General features: G+C 55.1%; 17 protein-coding genes. 5 read left to right on the forward strand and 12 right to left on the reverse strand.

All coding sequences use genetic code 11. The features are described 5' to 3' along the window. Nucleotides 1–11: 11 nt before the first annotated feature. The 4 genes from ACP4CD_RS12080 to accA form a co-directional block, all read right to left on the reverse strand. The gene (locus tag ACP4CD_RS12080) at nucleotides 12–209 is read right to left on the reverse strand and encodes a hypothetical protein (protein WP_426991102.1); all 198 of its coding nucleotides are present in this window, start codon (nucleotides 207–209) and stop codon (nucleotides 12–14) included. A 1-nt stretch (nucleotide 210) separates the two neighbouring features. Continuing rightward, nucleotides 211–399, reverse strand: coding sequence for a hypothetical protein (locus ACP4CD_RS12085; protein ID WP_064031036.1), 189 nt, complete (start codon nucleotides 397–399; stop codon nucleotides 211–213). 34 nt (nucleotides 400–433) lie between these two features. After that, nucleotides 434–1,753, reverse strand: coding sequence for a tRNA lysidine(34) synthetase TilS (gene tilS, locus ACP4CD_RS12090; RefSeq protein WP_426991103.1), 1,320 nt, complete (start codon nucleotides 1,751–1,753; stop codon nucleotides 434–436). A 68-nt stretch (nucleotides 1,754–1,821) separates the two neighbouring features. Next, nucleotides 1,822–2,796, reverse strand: coding sequence for an acetyl-CoA carboxylase carboxyl transferase subunit alpha (gene accA, locus ACP4CD_RS12095; RefSeq protein ID WP_064031034.1), 975 nt, complete (start codon nucleotides 2,794–2,796; stop codon nucleotides 1,822–1,824). Between the two features lie 133 nt (nucleotides 2,797–2,929). Here accA and ACP4CD_RS12100 point away from each other — a divergent pair, with 133 nt between their 5' ends. Further along, nucleotides 2,930–4,390 (forward strand): replication-associated recombination protein A, encoded by a 1,461-nt coding sequence (locus ACP4CD_RS12100; RefSeq protein WP_426991104.1) that lies wholly within the window; start codon nucleotides 2,930–2,932, stop codon nucleotides 4,388–4,390. Here the strand turns inward: ACP4CD_RS12100 and ACP4CD_RS12105 are convergent. Next, a complete protein-coding gene (locus ACP4CD_RS12105) occupies nucleotides 4,366–4,530 on the reverse strand; it encodes a hypothetical protein (RefSeq protein WP_168031883.1) in 165 nt (54 codons plus the stop codon). The genes ACP4CD_RS12100 and ACP4CD_RS12105 overlap by 25 nt on opposite strands. Nucleotides 4,531–4,810: 280 nt before the next feature. Between ACP4CD_RS12105 and ACP4CD_RS12110 the strand changes: the two genes are divergently transcribed. Continuing rightward, a complete protein-coding gene (locus tag ACP4CD_RS12110; RefSeq protein WP_426991106.1) occupies nucleotides 4,811–5,458 on the forward strand; it encodes a DUF2959 domain-containing protein in 648 nt (215 codons plus the stop codon). Nucleotides 5,459–5,527: 69 nt separating this feature from the next. On the opposite strand, the gene ACP4CD_RS12115 is transcribed toward ACP4CD_RS12110, so the two are convergent. From ACP4CD_RS12115 to ACP4CD_RS12125, 3 genes are read right to left on the reverse strand one after another with little or no spacing between them, the layout of a single operon-like run. After that, nucleotides 5,528–6,232, reverse strand: coding sequence for a dinitrogenase iron-molybdenum cofactor biosynthesis protein (locus ACP4CD_RS12115; RefSeq protein ID WP_064031032.1), 705 nt, complete (start codon nucleotides 6,230–6,232; stop codon nucleotides 5,528–5,530). Between the two features lie 10 nt (nucleotides 6,233–6,242). Next, entirely contained in the window at nucleotides 6,243–6,551 is a 309-nt protein-coding gene (locus tag ACP4CD_RS12120; protein WP_064031031.1) for a rhodanese-like domain-containing protein, read from the reverse strand. Between the two features lie 33 nt (nucleotides 6,552–6,584). Continuing rightward, nucleotides 6,585–7,160: a hypothetical protein gene (locus tag ACP4CD_RS12125; RefSeq protein WP_064031077.1), complete on the reverse strand. Its 576-nt coding sequence runs from the start codon at nucleotides 7,158–7,160 to the stop codon at nucleotides 6,585–6,587. A 648-nt stretch (nucleotides 7,161–7,808) separates the two neighbouring features. Here ACP4CD_RS12125 and ACP4CD_RS12130 point away from each other — a divergent pair. Beyond that, nucleotides 7,809–9,038: a molybdenum ABC transporter ATP-binding protein gene (locus tag ACP4CD_RS12130; RefSeq protein ID WP_313728853.1), complete on the forward strand. Its 1,230-nt coding sequence runs from the start codon at nucleotides 7,809–7,811 to the stop codon at nucleotides 9,036–9,038. Between the two features lie 55 nt (nucleotides 9,039–9,093). On the opposite strand, the gene ACP4CD_RS12135 is transcribed toward ACP4CD_RS12130, so the two are convergent. Next, nucleotides 9,094–10,383, reverse strand: a complete 1,290-nt coding sequence (locus ACP4CD_RS12135) for a DEAD/DEAH box helicase (protein ID WP_426991107.1) — start codon at nucleotides 10,381–10,383, stop codon at nucleotides 9,094–9,096. Nucleotides 10,384–10,534: 151 nt separating this feature from the next. Here ACP4CD_RS12135 and ACP4CD_RS12140 point away from each other — a divergent pair, with 151 nt between their 5' ends. Further along, nucleotides 10,535–10,897: a PilZ domain-containing protein gene (locus tag ACP4CD_RS12140; RefSeq protein ID WP_071155148.1), complete on the forward strand. Its 363-nt coding sequence runs from the start codon at nucleotides 10,535–10,537 to the stop codon at nucleotides 10,895–10,897. A 23-nt stretch (nucleotides 10,898–10,920) separates the two neighbouring features. On the opposite strand, the gene rapA is transcribed toward ACP4CD_RS12140, so the two are convergent. Beyond that, complete coding sequence (gene rapA / locus ACP4CD_RS12145; protein WP_426991108.1) at nucleotides 10,921–13,686, reverse strand: RNA polymerase-associated protein RapA; 2,766 nt, start codon at nucleotides 13,684–13,686, stop codon at nucleotides 10,921–10,923. Nucleotides 13,687–13,856: 170 nt separating this feature from the next. On the opposite strand from rapA, the gene ACP4CD_RS12150 reads away from it, so the two are divergent. Then, nucleotides 13,857–14,294 carry an NUDIX domain-containing protein gene (locus ACP4CD_RS12150; RefSeq protein WP_426991109.1) on the forward strand — a complete coding sequence of 146 codons (438 nt, stop codon included), beginning with the start codon at nucleotides 13,857–13,859 and terminating at the stop codon, nucleotides 14,292–14,294. A gap of 48 nt (nucleotides 14,295–14,342) precedes the next feature. Here ACP4CD_RS12150 and dapB read toward each other — a convergent pair whose 3' ends face one another. Further along, nucleotides 14,343–15,152 carry a 4-hydroxy-tetrahydrodipicolinate reductase gene (dapB, locus tag ACP4CD_RS12155; RefSeq protein ID WP_426994677.1) on the reverse strand — a complete coding sequence of 270 codons (810 nt, stop codon included), beginning with the start codon at nucleotides 15,150–15,152 and terminating at the stop codon, nucleotides 14,343–14,345. Continuing rightward, the gene (gene dnaJ / locus ACP4CD_RS12160; protein WP_071155152.1) at nucleotides 15,152–16,291 is read right to left on the reverse strand and encodes a molecular chaperone DnaJ; all 1,140 of its coding nucleotides are present in this window, start codon (nucleotides 16,289–16,291) and stop codon (nucleotides 15,152–15,154) included. The genes dapB and dnaJ overlap by 1 nt, the downstream gene beginning before the upstream one ends. Nucleotides 16,292–16,304: the final 13 nt, after the last annotated feature.

Raw genomic sequence — 16,304 nt, forward strand, 5'->3', positions numbered from 1 at the left:
CAAAATACCGCCTAAAACCCCTGATCGACATCCTCCCGCAAACCAGGCCATCGACTGAATGCGAACACCCAAATCATGATGATATTCAAGACCGGCACCAATAATGCGACGACCCAACGTCCATCAAGGCCGGCTTTCCGCAGTATTCGAAATCCCAACCACAAACAAAACAAGATATAGACGGGCAACAAAATGAAAAACAACGCCATCTCAACCTCCCCGCCGCGCGTTTGGCCATTCCGCGAAGGCCAACTGGATGAATACGATTAATAAACCGAACACCGGAATAAAAACCAGTCCAGCCCAAAGCGGATTCAAGCCCACTTTTTTATAGATTACGATAGTGGGAATGGCGATCATCATGCCGACGATCGCCGACTGCAAAACTTCTGCAAACATCTCATTTCTCCGACTAGGGTTTATCCATTCATCATCACACGCTTTGTCGAAACTGCCAAGACACTCGGTAGCAAGGTTCGTTTTTCGAACCGCCGACCCACTCGTCCACCCAAAGGCCAGCCACCGCCGCCAAGCGGCCATCCAGATATATCAACGGCCTCCACTCCCGTTCCCACGGAGGGGTGCCGGCTGCCTGATAGAGCTTTTTCAAACTATGCCGGCCGCCCCTCCCCGGCAACTTCAACTTTTCGCCGCCGCACCGGAACCTCACCGTGACACTAGCCCGATCCCAAAGCGCTTGAGCGATGCCGTCAACGGAAACTTCCTTGCTCAAGCGGTAACCGCCGCCCAATTCGATCTGCTGGGCATTATCAGGCCAAACCACTTCGCCGTGCGTGCGAACAGCCGGATAGGCCGGCACGCAAACTAAGCGCTTGCGGTATCTTCGAATCAGCGCGCCCTGATAACATAATTGCGGGTTCGCATCGCCACGCGCATCGACGACCTGCGCCAGAATCGCTTCGGTTATGGCTCGACTCGGCGGCCGGAGGCCGTTGCGAGCTAACCATTGTCGAATCAGCAAGCGACGGCGACTTGCCGCAACCGGCAGTTGGTCGATCGCCAGCTCGCCCCTGGCCAAACCGGATACGGCGGCCAATTGTGCTTCGGCCCACTCGTCCAGGCATTCCGCAGCCTCTCCACACAGCTCGGCCGACCGCGCCACCGTTTTATCCAGCCCAGGCCAGCGTTGTTTCAGTAGCGGTAGAACTTGGTTTCGCAGAAAATTCCGGTCGAAATCATTCGTGGCATTGCTCGGATCCTCTATCCAAACCAAGCCTTGCTGGCGCGCGTAGACCAATACCTCGGCCTTGCCCACTTTCAACAGCGGCCTGACCAAAGACCCTCGGCCCAGCGGCGATATCCGAGGCATCGCCGCCAATCCAGCCACGCCAGCTCCGCGAAATAGTTGCAGCAACACCGTTTCCAGTTGATCCTCGCGGTGCTGAGCCGCCAGCACCACGTCGTCGCGGTCCAGCAAATCGGCTAGCGCGGCGTATCGAGCGCGACGAGCAGCCGCCTCCGGACTTTCACCCGGCGCAGCCGAGGCGTCGACAGTCAGCAGCAAGAACTCGACACCCAACGCTTCGCATTGCCGACGACAATGGGTGCCCCAGGCCGTCGACTCCGCTTGCAAGCGGTGGTCGACGTAGACCCCGCACAGCTTGGCTTGCCAATCCGGTTGCCGTGCGCACAGGTGCAATAGTACGTGCGAGTCCACGCCACCACTGTATGCGACATACAAACGCCCAACCCGCTCCGGCAGCGCGGAACTCACTGCCTGAAAGCTCAGCATAAGGCAACGCTCCAAAAAAAGGCCGAGAGAAATCGGCCTTTTCTACGCTGATGTTCCGGACAAAGGAATTATTTGGCCGGCTCTTCAATGAACGAGCCGAAACGCATGATACGTTGATAACGTTTCTCCAACAGTTTGTCCATGTCGCCAGCTTCTGCCTGCAATTCACCCAAATGCCTGAGCAAGGCTTCCTGCAAATTGGCGGCGATCTTGGCGAAATTGCGGTGACCGCCACCGACCGGCTCGCGGATGACTTCGTCCAAAAAGCCTTGTTCGCGCACGCGGTCGGAGGTTATGCCCATGGCCTCGGCAGCCAACTGGGCCTTGTCGGCGCTTTTCCATAAAATAGACGCACAACCTTCCGGCGAAATCACCGCGTAAGTACTGTATTCCAACATTAGCAAACGGTCGCCCACCCCAATAGCCAACGCGCCACCGGAGCCGCCTTCACCGATCACGGTACAGATAATCGGTGTCCGCAATTTGGACATTTCGAACAAGTTACGGGCAATCGCTTCGCTCTGACCGCGCTCTTCCGCGCCAATGCCAGGATAGGCGCCGGGAGTATCGATCAGACAAATGACCGGCAACTGAAAGCGCTCGGCCATTTTCATGACGCGCAAGGCCTTCCGATAACCTTCCGGCCGCGGCATTCCGAAGTTTCTGTAAATTTTTTCCTTAGTGTCTCGACCTTTTTGATGACCGATCACGACGACCGGCCGACCCTCCAAGCGCGCTAAGCCGCAAACGATGGCCGGGTCGTCCGCGAATGCGCGATCGCCATGCAACTCATGGAATTCGGTGAAAATTAACGAGATATAATCCAGCGTGTAAGGCCGTCCCGGATGGCGCGACAATTGGGAAATCTGCCAGTCGGACAAGTCGCTGAAAATACTCTCGGTCAGGCTCTCGCATTTCTGCTCCAACTGCTTCAGCGTCTCGGAAATATCGAAGTTGTTGTCTAGCTCGACTTTGCGCAGCTCTTCAATCTTGGCTTGCAGTTCGGCAATCGGCTGTTCAAAATCAAGAAATTTTAAATCCATGGCTTTCGGGAGCGGAATCTCTAAAATGGCCGGCAATTCTATTAAAAAAGCCGATATTGCCTATCTATTTCGGCCGCGGTTTCGCTTAGCGTGCGACCGCTCCCCTATGGTCACCGTCACGCTTATGTCATTCATGAATAGCAAATACTCCGGTCCTCGCGACGCCTATATGCCGCTAGCCGCCAAAATGCGACCAAGCAGCCTTGATGAATTTATCGGCCAACAACACCTCCTGGCAAAAGGCAAATCGCTGCGGGCAGCTATCGACAACGGCGTATTGCATTCGCTGGTATTTTGGGGACCGCCGGGAGTCGGCAAAACCACGCTGGCCAAGATTATCGCCGGCATGACCCATAGCCATATCATCGAGTTGTCGGCGGTGATGGCCGGTGTCAAGGAGATTCGCGCCGCCGTGGGCGAGGCTGAAGAAATCAAGGCTCGACAGGGCTTGAATACCATCGTATTCATCGACGAAATTCACCGTTTTTCGAAGAGTCAGCAGGACTCGTTGCTGGCGCCCATCGAAAGTGGCGCAATCGTGCTGTTCGGCGCCACCACCGAGAATCCGTCGTTCGAGCTGAACAACGCGCTGCTGTCGCGCTTGCGAGTCTACGTACTGCGCAGCCTCGATACCGACGCGCTGATCGAACTGCTGGAGTGTGCGCTAAGAGATAAACAGCGCGGCTTGGGCCTGCGGCCGATCGAGATAGACCGCGAAACTCTGACGATGATCGCCAAGGCCGCCGATGGTGACGCCCGACGAAGTTTGAATATTCTGCAAATTGCCGCCGACCTAGCCGAGACGGTGGACGGACGAGAAGTCGTTAAGCCTGGAATGATCGACGAAGTCCTGCAAGGCCACGCAAACCGCTTCGACAAGCGCGGCGATATTTTTTACGATCAAATCTCCGCTTTGCACAAATCAGTGCGCGGCACCGATCCTGATGCGGCATTGTATTGGTTTGCCCGGATGCTGGACGGTGGTTGCGACCCGCTTTACATTGCCCGGCGCGTGATTCGAATGGCCGCCGAAGACATCGGCAACGCCGATCCGCGCGGCCTACAACTCGCGCTAAACGCCACCGAGGCCTACGAAAGACTGGGCAGCCCTGAAGGCGAGCTGGCTTTGGCGCAAGCGGTAACCTATCTTGCGTGCGCACCTAAAAGCAACGCCGTCTACACGGCCTACAAGGCGGCAATGATCGATGCCAAAAAAAGCGGCTCGCTGGAAGTTCCAATGCATCTACGAAACGCACCGACCGGTCTGATGCGGGATTTAGGCTATGGCGCCGAATATCGCTACGCACACGACGAAGATCAAGCATTCGCCGCTGGCGAAAATTATTTCCCCGACGCCTTACAAAACCGCCGTTATTACTTTCCGGTCGAACGCGGGTTGGAAAGTAAAATTAAAGAAAAGCTTAACTTCCTGCGCGGCTTACCGGCCAAAAAACCTGATGCGCTCAAATTTCGAAGGCGTAAAAAAAGCCTCGCAACCCTGGGGATTGCGAGGCCGTGGAAACAAACGAACGATGGATGCTTCGTTTGCGAATCTCCGCCAATGGAGAATCAGACAGACTGCTTAACCGGATAAGTGGGTTCGGCCGCGATATTACTCATTAAAGCCGCTACACCGAACATTAAAGTCGAAAGAATAAACTCGCCGGAAATAAATCCGACAATACCGGTAAATGAAATAACCCCTATCATTAAATCTTTTTTAAATTCGTTCATGACAACCTCCGCGACATTTGATAAGAAACAGCTTTAATAAATCCACCCACCAAAGTCATCGCTATTCGACTTGGCGGCGTCGGGACTAAGTAAAAGCCAGTTCTTGATCAAATGCCAACCTCAGTGACTGACTATTGGAGGAATATCGCACTCTTTGTCGAAAAATTCGCGACTGGTTGGCAATCCGCCAGTATTGTCGAAGCCGATTTCCGGGCTAGCCTTAGCCGGAAACTGGCTTTACACTGCGGCAATTTTCCCCTTAACCTCTCCTGGTGACCCAATGAAAAGTCGCTTACATTGCGCCCTTGTACTGATTGCACTGACCGCTACCGCTTGCTCGAAAGCCTATTACGGCGGCCTGGAAAAACTGGGCATTCCTAAGCGGGAAGTCATGGTACATCGGGTCGAAAAAGCCCGCGAGACCCAGGAGGAAACCAAGCAACAATTCAAATCGGCACTGGAACAGTTCACCGTATTGACCAATTTTCAGGGTGGCGACCTGGAATCAACCTACCGGAAACTAAACGACGAGTATGATGCCAGCGTGCGGAAGGCGGATGAAATTCACAAACGCATCGCCGATATCGAGGACGTTTCGGAAGCGTTGTTTGCCGAATGGGAAGCCGAACTTAGGGAATACACCAACGCCTCGCTCAGACAAACCAGCAGCAAAAAACTGACCGTAACGAAAACCCAGTACCGGCAATTGCTGACAGCAATGCGCAAAGCGGAGTCCAAACTGGAGCCGGTACTGAATGTCTTCAAAGACCAAGTCTTGTTTCTAAAGCACAATTTAAATGCTCAGGCCATCGCTTCGCTAAAAGGCCAGCTCGATAGCGTGAAATCGGATGTTTCCGCGCTAGTCCTTGAAATGGAAAAATCGATCAACGAAGCGGATAGCTTTATCGCGACCATGGAAAAGTCTTGAAGACTCCGGACTAAGTCCGGTTAGACCGAACAACCGGAGCACACCGAAATTGTGTACTCCGGCCCTCATTCAATCTTGGTGAGCGAAGCGCTTGCGCTCCTCGGCACTCTTACCCAATGCCTTGGCCATCCACGGCGGCGGCGCGTCAAACACTTTCTGAAACTCGCGCAACTGTGCTTCAGCTTCGATCACGTCCGGGATCTTGATCGGATAAATATCGGCTCGAATCACTTTCGCGGCGGCCGGTCCACCGATAGACTGCACGAATAACACATGACAGTCCTTGATCAATTCAGCGCGGAACAGGTTTTTATCGTCGGCGGTATCGGCTTCCACCGTAGAGCGGATATCCACCAATCGCATGGCGTCCTTGGACAATTGATACACCAAAAACCGGATGCACGAGCCGAAATGCCCGTTCAACGACTGCCCGCTGTTGGATGCGATCGCGACCCGGATCGATTCCGGCATGTCGCCTTCCTTGTAGGGGAGGATTTCCGGCAAGCCCTCGTCACCGTCTTCCTCGCCCCATAGATAACGCACTGCCAATTTGATGTTGGCCAATCCAATGTCGATATCCTCGCCATCTTCCTCGCCGTCGTGGCTGCCAATCCCGGTTTTCAAATTGGTGACGGTAATGGTTTTCAGGCGTTCGTCGGTCAACGGCGAACCGACTTTTTCGTGCAGAATTCCAATCAGCGACGCCACATCCACGCCGGGCAACACTCTTGACGCCAACGCAATGCGGAGCGCGATATCTCTTGATAATTCCATAGCGTTACCCCTAAAGTTTGTGCTGTTCTTTCCAGTCGGCGTAACCGCCGGCCATGCTGTATACCTGCTGAAAACCGAAATCTCCGAACATTTCCGCCATATGCTCGCTGGCATGGCCGTAATAGCAATAAATCAGCATGGGCTTGGACTTATCGGCTTTTCTGATCAAGGTGTCGCGCAACTGTTCGTGTACGTGCATCGCATTGTCGATATGCCCTGCCTTATAGTCCTTAAGGTCCCGGCAATCCAAGATCATCGGCTGCTGTTCGGCGATCAAGGCTTCGGATTCGGCCACCGTAAGCGTCTTAAAGTTTTTCATAAGTCCTCACCCCCGTTTCGCTTCGCCGACCCGTTACACCGGACCGTAGCTTGCTTCGCGTTTAACTTCGATGGTTTTAGTCAACGCCGCTTCGTAGCTCAACGTCTCGCCTTTAAATTTAAAGCCTTTTGCCGCTTCGTACACGGTGATGACTTTGTCTTCGGCGGACTGGCCTTTCAAGTCTGCTTTCTCGATGTACAGAAATTCCATCGTTTCGTTCCAGACCATGCCCTCACTGTACGGCAACAATTTGAATGTATAACCTTCCAATTCGACAACCATTGGAGCGGCGATGTTTTCGACGTAAATCAAAGCCAAGGTATCGGCGGTCAAACCGGCTTTATATTTCTCGACGAATAGTGCAAGGGACTCCAACTGATAGACCATACCGTTTAAAAACAAGATCTTGTCGCTATCGGCCAGCATCGCCGCTTGCTGGATCAATAATTTGGGCGGGTTACGGTCGTTGGGATTGGTCGCGCCTTCGCGCATGGCACCTTCGATCAGCACTAAGTCGCCGCGCCAAGCAGTCAGACCCGCAGTGCTGGTTTTGCCCAATACCGTAGAAATGGTCAATAGGCCTTGGCTGTTGTAACTGTCGAGTAACATCGGAAACATCTCCTAATAGATAAAAAATTCGGTTCAATTTAATTAAGCAAGAGCCTTGCCAGCCAAGCATACCCTTATCGCAACTGGGGCTATTCACGAATTGGGGTCATTCCGGCTTATCGGAAAACCCCGATTTGCCGACAGCGACCGCCAACAATGTCGCAAACACTACAAATTCCACGCGATTTTTCGGTTCGCCGTTGTAGGCTTTAACACTATTTTGCAGCGCCCCTACCGAATCGATATACTCAAATATAATTAACGAACTACCTCGCCAAACACACTGCCCCAATTCGCTAATGCCCTACCGCGCTCGTCCACGGCCAGAGCCATGGCCCAAAAACTGCTTGTAAATACGTGGATTATGCCCATCAAGCAAAGTGCGACAACTTTCAGTCAAATCGCCACTATCGCACTCGATCAGCGTTAGTCCCGAACCGTTTCACGAACAATCACGTCTTTCGATATATATAATATGATATACCGAATATCCGCTTCGTTTGTTACTGAAACACCTGTTCCGGCCAAGCTGTCAAAGAAAACCTGCCGACAAGCGCGATCTTTAAGTCGGGGCGTTGACGATAGCGTTCGCCGGTTAACCCTGGCTCTTCGAGAGCAACGATCACCCACCAAACTAGCGAGGCCACCATGTTGTTAGAAATGAACGTCAAATTGCGCAGAGGCCATTTCGACCTGACCACATCGCTGGCGATCAATGACAACAGCATGGGCCTGCTCGGGAAATCCGGCGCCGGCAAAAGCACCTTGCTGGGCTTGATCGCAGGCGCCATTCAGCCGCATAGCGGCTACATTCTGGTCGACGGCAAAATCCTGTTCGACAGTCGCAAGGGTATCGTCATGCCGCGCGAACAACGTCCGGTAGGCGCCGTACTACAACTGGATTGCGCCGATCCGTCCGAAACCGTCCGCGAAAACTTGAACGCCACCCGCGAGCGCACGCTGAGGCATCGGAGAAACTTCAAGCTACCGTTCTTGATCGAGTTACTCGAATTGGGCAGTCTGCTCGACCAACCCTTACCGCTGCTTTCAGCCGGGGAAAGGCAACGGGTGGCCTTGGCCCGGTCGCTGGTGAAGTCGCCGCGCTTGCTCCTGCTGGACGACACCTTTGCGACGATAGGCCACGACTACCGGCCGCTGCTATTGGCACTGCTCAAGCGCGCTCAAATCGAACTCAACCTGCCCGCACTCTACGCCAGTCAATCCTTAGGGGAAATCCTCGACTTGACCGACCAATTGATCGTGCTGGATCAGGGGAAGGTGACGCGTAGCGGCTCATTACCGGAAATCGCCAAGGGACAAGGCATGCTTCGCTATCTGGGCATGCGTCAGATCGACAATTTGCTGCCAGTCACCATACGTCATCACGACCATTCCGCCGGCCACACCCAGGCAGACAGTTTCGGGCTGCCGTTGGCGCTGCCGCTGAGGCCGCAATTGGCTCCGGGCAGCGGGACCCAGGTATCGATCCGCGCCAACGACATCGCGCTGTCGCGCGGCTACTTAAGCGGCATTTCGATCCAGAACCAGATCAAGGGCCGCATCTGCGCGCTTATTCCCAGCGGAGAGAGCTTAATTGTGCAAATCGATTGCGGCGGCGCGTTGCTGGCCGAAATTACCCACGGCGCGGCCCGCGATATGGCTCTACAGGAAGGCGATACGGTTTATTGCTTGATCAAGACCCATTCGATCGCTTATCTGCGCGAACTTCAAACTCAGTCATACCAACGCGTGATTAGCGTAGGTCCGGATCACTATCACTTGCTTGAAACCGCGCCCACAGCCCACGGCTTCCACCACGCTATCGCAAATAGCGCCGTCGAAATCAAGCAAGTAACCGAGCGAATCATTCAGGCCTAAGCACAACTAAATCCTATACATCTGTTGTAGCCTATCCACTAAGCGACGGGCCCACTCATCGCGCGCGCGCGCCACCAGCAGCGGCTCGAGGCGGCCGGCCGCCCCGAGCACGTTCGCCCGGACGGTCGCCGGGCCGAGCTTGCGACCGAGGTTTAGCCGCTGCCTTAGGCTTGGCCTTGGACTGAGACTTGGCGGAAACCGGTTCCAGCGACACTTTTTCGTAGCCTGTATCGGCAACCCGCGGAATCGACTTTTTCAGGAGTTTTTCGATTGCCGCCAACAATTGCGCTTCTTCAGCATCGACCAACGAGATTGCCTGCCCTTCCGCGCCGGCCCGGCCAGTGCGTCCGATGCGATGCACATAGTCCTCGGCGACTTGCGGTAGATCGTAATTGACAACATGCGGCAACTGGTCGATATCAAGCCCGCGTGCGGCGATGTCGGTCGCCACCAGTGCCGTGATCGCACCGCTTTTAAAATCGTCCAGCGCGCGGGTCCTGGCTCCCTGGCTCTTGTCGCCGTGCAAGGCCGCGCAGCGTATGCCATCCTTGATCAGCTGCTTGCACAAGCGATCCGCGCCGTGCTTGGTACGCACGAAAACCAGCACCTGCTGCCACCGGCCGTCGCCGATCAGATGCGCCAGCAATTCGCGCTTGGACTCGCGCTTGATACCGTAGACCAACTGCGACACGGTTTCCGCCGCCGAATTGCGTTTGGCAACGGCAATCTCGACCGGGTCGCTCAACAATTGTTCGGCCAGCGTGCTGATCTCCGGCGAATACGTTGCCGAAAACAACAGATTCTGGCGCCGTGCCGGCAATAATTGGATAATTTTGCGGATGTCGCGGATAAACCCCATATCCAGCATCCGGTCGGCTTCGTCGAGCACGAAATACTCGATTTGCGACAGGTCCGCATAGCCTTGCTGGATCAAATCCAACAAGCGGCCGGGAGTCGCAACCACGATATCGGTTCCGCGCTGCAATTTTTGGATTTGCGGCTTGCTGCTGACGCCCCCGAAAATCGCTTCCGCAAAAAACGGCAGATGCTTACCGTAAGAGCAAACGCTCTCGTAGACCTGCAGCGCCAGTTCGCGGGTCGGCGTTAGGATCAACACCCGAATAGGTCGGGGCTTTTTCCTCACAGGCGCTTGTTGCAGCAATTGCAACAAAGGCAGTGTAAAGCCCGCGGTTTTGCCGGTGCCGGTCTGAGCACCGGCCAGCACGTCCCGCCCCTGCAATATCACCGGGATCGCTTGCTCCTGAATCGGAGTAGGCGTTTCGTAACCTTGTTCGGCAACGGCTCTAAGAATTTGCTCGGAAAGACCGAGTTCTGAAAATAGCATGGATTAACCTTATGTTGTTTCCGTCATATAATTCGGGAAAATTTGGAAAAAATTCGGGACATGACAACCGTGTCCAAAATACGGCTATATTTATTCTGAAATTTTATGACCCGAGGAAGGACGCCCTTCATCATTCCGCAGGAGCCAAACGATGAAACCCGAGAAGCGCAATCACCTTAGAGTAAGACCTAGAGGCCTGCAGGCAGGTATCGTTTTCAACCCCACGACAGCCAAGGAGCTGGCGTTCGAGGCCGATATCCTCGATATTAGCTACAGCGGCATTCGCGTCCGGCTTCGCAAGCCGCTGGCGGACGATATAGTCGGCAAAATCAAGATCACGATGATATTGCCGGAATCCGGCACGCCGTTCAGCGTGCACGGCGTTATCAAGCATCAGCACAGCGAATCCGAATGCGGCCTGCATTACATCGACCACGTCGAAGGGTCGATAGACGATCTGATGTTCGAGTGCGTCGAACTTGACGAAAGTACCGTGTTGATCAAAACCAATTAAAACACCGTCCGGCGCGATCCGGCTCAAGCGGTAATCACGAAACGAACCGCATCCAGACGCAATTGCGCGTCCTGTATGCTCTCGTGCGATAACATCGTCATTTCCTTGAGTTGTTCGATCTCGGCATCCTTGATCGCCGGATTGACTTTTTTCAGCCTGACCATCCGCTTGATTTCACCGGTCAATGCCGCCACCATTCGATTGGTGGCTTCGCCAATCAATTGCTGGGCCTTGCCGCCAGAGGCTTGTTCCGCTACTTTGATCATCTCCTGAATATGCTGGCGTTGGCTATTCAAAAACTGACTGATTTGGGCCTTCTCGAACTTATCGCCGGTTTCGATCAGACTGTCATGGCTGACCGACGCCGTTAGATCCATCTTGTTTTGGTCTATCAACACCCGAATCGGCGTATGCGGCAAAAACCGGCCAATTTGCAGTTCGGCCGGCGCACTACACTCGAGTACGAACAGCAATTCCAACAAAAATTGGCCGGCCTTCAATTGCGCATGCCTGACCACGCTGACCGCGGCATTGCCCGTCTCGCTGGACAACACCAAATCCATCGCCGCCAAAACCATCGGATGTTCGGCGGTCAGAAACAACATGTCCTCGCGCGCCAACGCAATATCCCGAGCCACCGTTACGGTCAAGCCGTCGTCCTGCAACATCGGAAAATGCGAAATGCGCAGGTTTTCGCTGGGCCGCAGGATATGGCAAGCCTTGGAGTGATACTCGACGTCGACGCCGTAGCAATCGAAAATATCCTCCAGATAAGGCCACAAACTGCCATCGGATTCGCTGGCCTGAATGGCTTCGACCAATTGCCGAGCAGGCTCCGGACGGCAGGAGTTCAGTTCCAGCAACAAATCGCGGCCCTTATGCAATTCCGCTTCGAGGCGCGCATTCAGCTGGCGAGTTTCTTCTATCAACACTTCAACCGCCGCTCGCTCGCGACTGGCCAACGCTGCCGACAACGGCTCGCTCAAGGCTTTGGCCACCTGCGACGCCGCCGAAACGTTATGTCGAAACGCGTCCAGACCTTCGTCGTACCAGCGAAACAACACCTCGCGCGGACTGCCGACCACGTAGGGAATGTGAATCTGTATCACATGCTTTTGGCCGATCCTATCCAGTCGGCCGATACGCTGTTGCAGCAAATCGGGGTTTTCAGGCAAATCGAACAGAAACAGATGCCGCACGAATTGAAAGTTGCGCCCCTCGCTACCGATCTCCGAACACAACAGAACCTGCGCCCGACTGTCTTCATCGGCAAAGAATGCCGCCGCTCGGTCCCGCTCGACGATACTCATGCCCTCGTGAAATACCGCCGCGGTATGTCCCACGTGATGTCGCAGTATTTGCTCCAGCTGGATCACGGTGTCGGCTCGCCGGCAAATCAGCAACGCCTTCTCGTCGCCGAGAGTCTTCAGGGTGTCAATCAGCCAAAACAGATAGGGACTATCGGCGAGTTCGGCGGTTTCCTCGCCGAAAAGTGGATAACCATGGCGTTCCCGGTCCGGAAAACCTTTGACCGTATGTCGGGAGTTTCTGAACAAGATCCGACCCGTGCCGTGGTGATCCAACAGCAACTTGATCAATTCCTCGCGCGCGCCGACATTACTGTTGTTGACTTGCTTCAGCCATGCTTCGGCATTGTCGTGTTTCAACAACTCGCCTAACTCGACTTGCTCTGCCTCGTTTAACGGCTCACCGGAAATCAGCCGATTCGCCAACTGCGCCACCGGCTCGAATTGCTTTTCGTCTTGCAGATATTGCGCAAAGCTGTAGAAGCGATCGGGATCGAGCAATCTCAAGCGGGCGAAATGGCTCTCCTTGCCCAATTGCTCCGGCGTGGCGGTCAACAACACCAAGCCCGGCACCGCTTGCGCCAACTGCTCGACGAAACGGTACTCGACGCTGGGGGCGATCTCGCTCCATTCCAAATGATGTGCCTCGTCGACGACGACCATATCCCAGCCGGCCGCCAACGCTTGTGGCTGGCGATCGGGAAAGTCAGCGAAAAACTGTTGGCTGCACAGTATCAATTGCTCGTTTTGAAACGGATTGCCGTCGTCGTTGAACGACATGCAACGGGTTTCGTCGAACAGGCTGAAACGCAGATTGAAGCGCCGCAACATTTCAACCAACCATTGGTACATCAGGCTTTCGGGTACCAAAATCAAAACTCGTTCGCTCAAACCGTTAATCAGACGGTGTTGAATGATCAAGCCGGCTTCTATGGTTTTCCCTAAACCGACTTCATCCGCCAGCATAATGCGCGGCGCGGCGCGGTTAGCGGCCTGATGCGCGATATACAATTGATGGGGAATCAGCGCGGCGCGCGCGCCTTGCAACCCCTTGACCGCCGATTGTTGATGGCGTTGCTGGCGCCGCCAGGTTTCGTAGCGCAGCAAATACCAGGCGGTCGGGTCGAACTGGCCGGTGAACAATCGATCTTGCGGCTTGTTGAATTGAATATGGTGGTTGAGTTCCATCTCGTCAATTTGCTGCAATCCGCCGTCTTCGTCGACACCGATATAGGTCAACAGCCCGGCGTGCTCGTCCACTTGCTGTACGCTGATCTTGACGTATTCCACCGATTCGACGGTATCGCCTTCCGCGAACCTGACCCGCGTCAGCGGAGCGTTGTCGCGCGCGTAAACCCGCCGATCGCCGGTCGCCAGGAAAAGCACCGTGACGCGATTGTATTCGGCTTCCAATACCATGCCTAAGCCGAGCTCAGATTCGGTGTTGCTAATCCAGCGTTGGCCGGGAATAAATTCGTTCATTGATTTAGTTGTCTGTCTGTTATGCCGACCGTACGACCATCGCCTCTGGTCTTTCCACTTTACGTCCGGTATCGGTATCGATCCAACGACTCCGTCGGCTTCCGAAAAATGGGGAAAACATGGTTAAATCCGCCCAACACGCTCCCCTCACTCGAAAACAGGACACTGTGATGCCCAAACCGATTACGCCTTTGATTGCAGCCGATATTCTGATCGAACTGATCGACCACCCGCAGCGTCCCTTCGTGTTGATCGAACGCAAATATCCGCCTTACGGCTGGGCTGTGCCGGGTGGCTTTGTCGATGTCGGTGAAACGGTTGAACATGCCGCGGTTAGGGAAGCAGCGGAGGAAACCGGTCTTGACGTTCGTCTGACTTCTTTGCTGGGCATTTATTCCAATCCGCAGCGCGATCCACGCAACCACACCGCGACGGCGGTTTACATCGCGGAAGCTCACGGCTCGCCAACAGCGGCCGACGACGCCAAGAATTGCGGTTTGTTTACCTTTGACAATTTGCCGCCGGTTTTGGCCTTCGATCACGCATTGGTCATAGCCGACTACCGTCATTATAAACTGACCGGAGAAATAGCGCCGCTAAGAATATAAGTGGACGCTGATTCGAGTGCGTGGCCCGCAGGGCGCGTTCGAGAACACTCAGTTTTTCAAACTCAGTACGTCCTGCATATCGTAAAGACCGCTGGATTTGTCGGCCAGCCAAATAGCGGCGCGCACCGCGCCGTTGGCGAAGGTCATCCGGCTGCTGGCTTTGTGGGTGATTTCGACGCGTTCACCTTCGTCGGCAAACATCACGGTGTGCTCGCCGACGATATCGCCGGCCCGTATCGTCGAAAATCCAATGGTTTTACGATCGCGGGCACCGGTCTCGCCTTCCCGTCCGTAAACGGCGCAGTCCTTTAAGTCCCGGCCCAGCGCCGCCGCGACGACTTCGCCCATCCGTAATGCGGTGCCGGACGGTGCATCGATCTTGTGCCGGTGGTGGGCTTCGATGACTTCGATGTCGGTGTAATCGCCCATCACTTTCGCGGTCGTTTCCAGCAACTTCAACGACAGATTGACGCCGACACTGAAATTGGGCGCCATCACGATTGCGATGTCCCGCGCGGCCTCTGCGATTGCCGCTTTTTGGCTCTCGCTGAACCCGGTGGTACCGATGACGAGTTTTTTCCCGGCTTGCCGGCAGACGTCCAGATAGGCCATAGTCGCATCCGGCCGGGTAAAATCGATCAGCGCGTCGAAACAATCCACGACCGCCGCCAAATCGTCGCCGACCGGCACGCCGGCCGGCGAAACGCCGGCCAAATCGCCGGCATCCTTGCCTATCGCCAAACTGTCCGGCCGCGAAATCGCGACAGTCAATTCGGCTTGCGGCGCGGCTAACGCCGCTTTCAACAAACACAATCCCATGCGCCCGGAAGCACCCACCACGCCGATACGCATCGCCATCATCCCGTCAACTTGTCGAAAAAGCTTTTCACACCGTCCATCCAGCTATGTTCCTGGGGACTATGTTGTTTACCGCCACCGCTGAGGGAGACTTGCAGTTGCTCGATCAGAGCCTGCTGATCCTTGGTCAAGCGCACCGGCGTTTCGATCTGTACCCGGCACAGCAAGTCGCCGATGGCTCCGCCACGTACAGGCTTGACACCCTTGCCGCGCAATCGAAACATTTTGCCGGTCTGGGTTTCCGGCGGGATTTTCAGCATCACCTTGCCGTCCAGGGTCGGCACTTCCAACTCGCCGCCCAAGCACGCGGTCGGAAAGCTGATGGGCACTTCGCAATAGAGATTCGCACCGTCGCGGGTAAAGATCGGATGCTCCTTAACCTGAACCTGAACGTACAAATCGCCGGACGGACCGCCGTTGATACCGGCCTCGCCCTCGCCGGCCAAGCGAATCCGGTCGCCGGTATCGACGCCGGCCGGCACCTTGACCGACAGCGTTTTGGTTTCCTGAATACGGCCTTGCCCGTAGCATTTCGGACAAGGGTCCTTGATTTGCTTGCCGGTACCGTGACAGGTCGGACAGGTTTGCTGCACCGAGAAAAAGCCTTGTTGCATCCGCACTTGGCCATGACCGTGGCAAGTCGAACAGGTGACCGGGCTGCTGCCCTTCTTGGCGCCGCTGCCGTTACATTCGCCGCAGGCGACCAGCACCGGCACCTTGACGGTCGCTTCGGTACCGCCGACGGCTTCTTCCAGCGTCAACTCCAGGTTATAACGCAGATCCGCGCCGCGCTGGACGCTACTGCGCTGCCGTCCGCCACCACCGCCGAATATGTCGCCGAACACATCGCCGAAAATATCGCTAAAGCTTTCCGCCCCGCTGAAACCGCCGCGGCCGCCGCCCATCGACGGATCGACGCCGGCATGACCAAACTGATCGTAGGCCGCCCGTTTTTTCGAATCGGACAATATCTCGTAGGCCTCCTTGATTTGCTTGAATTTCTTCTCGGCGTCTTCCGGATTGTCCTTGTTGCGGTCGGGATGATACTTCATCGCCATTTTGCGATAGCTCTTTTTGATCTCGGCTTCGCTGGCGTTACGATCGACTTCCAACAGTTTGTAAAAATCTTCTTTTGCCATAACGTAGAAAACC

Source organism: Methylomonas stagni, assembly GCF_050154735.1.
GTDB lineage: Bacteria > Pseudomonadota > Gammaproteobacteria > Methylococcales > Methylomonadaceae > Methylomonas > Methylomonas koyamae_A.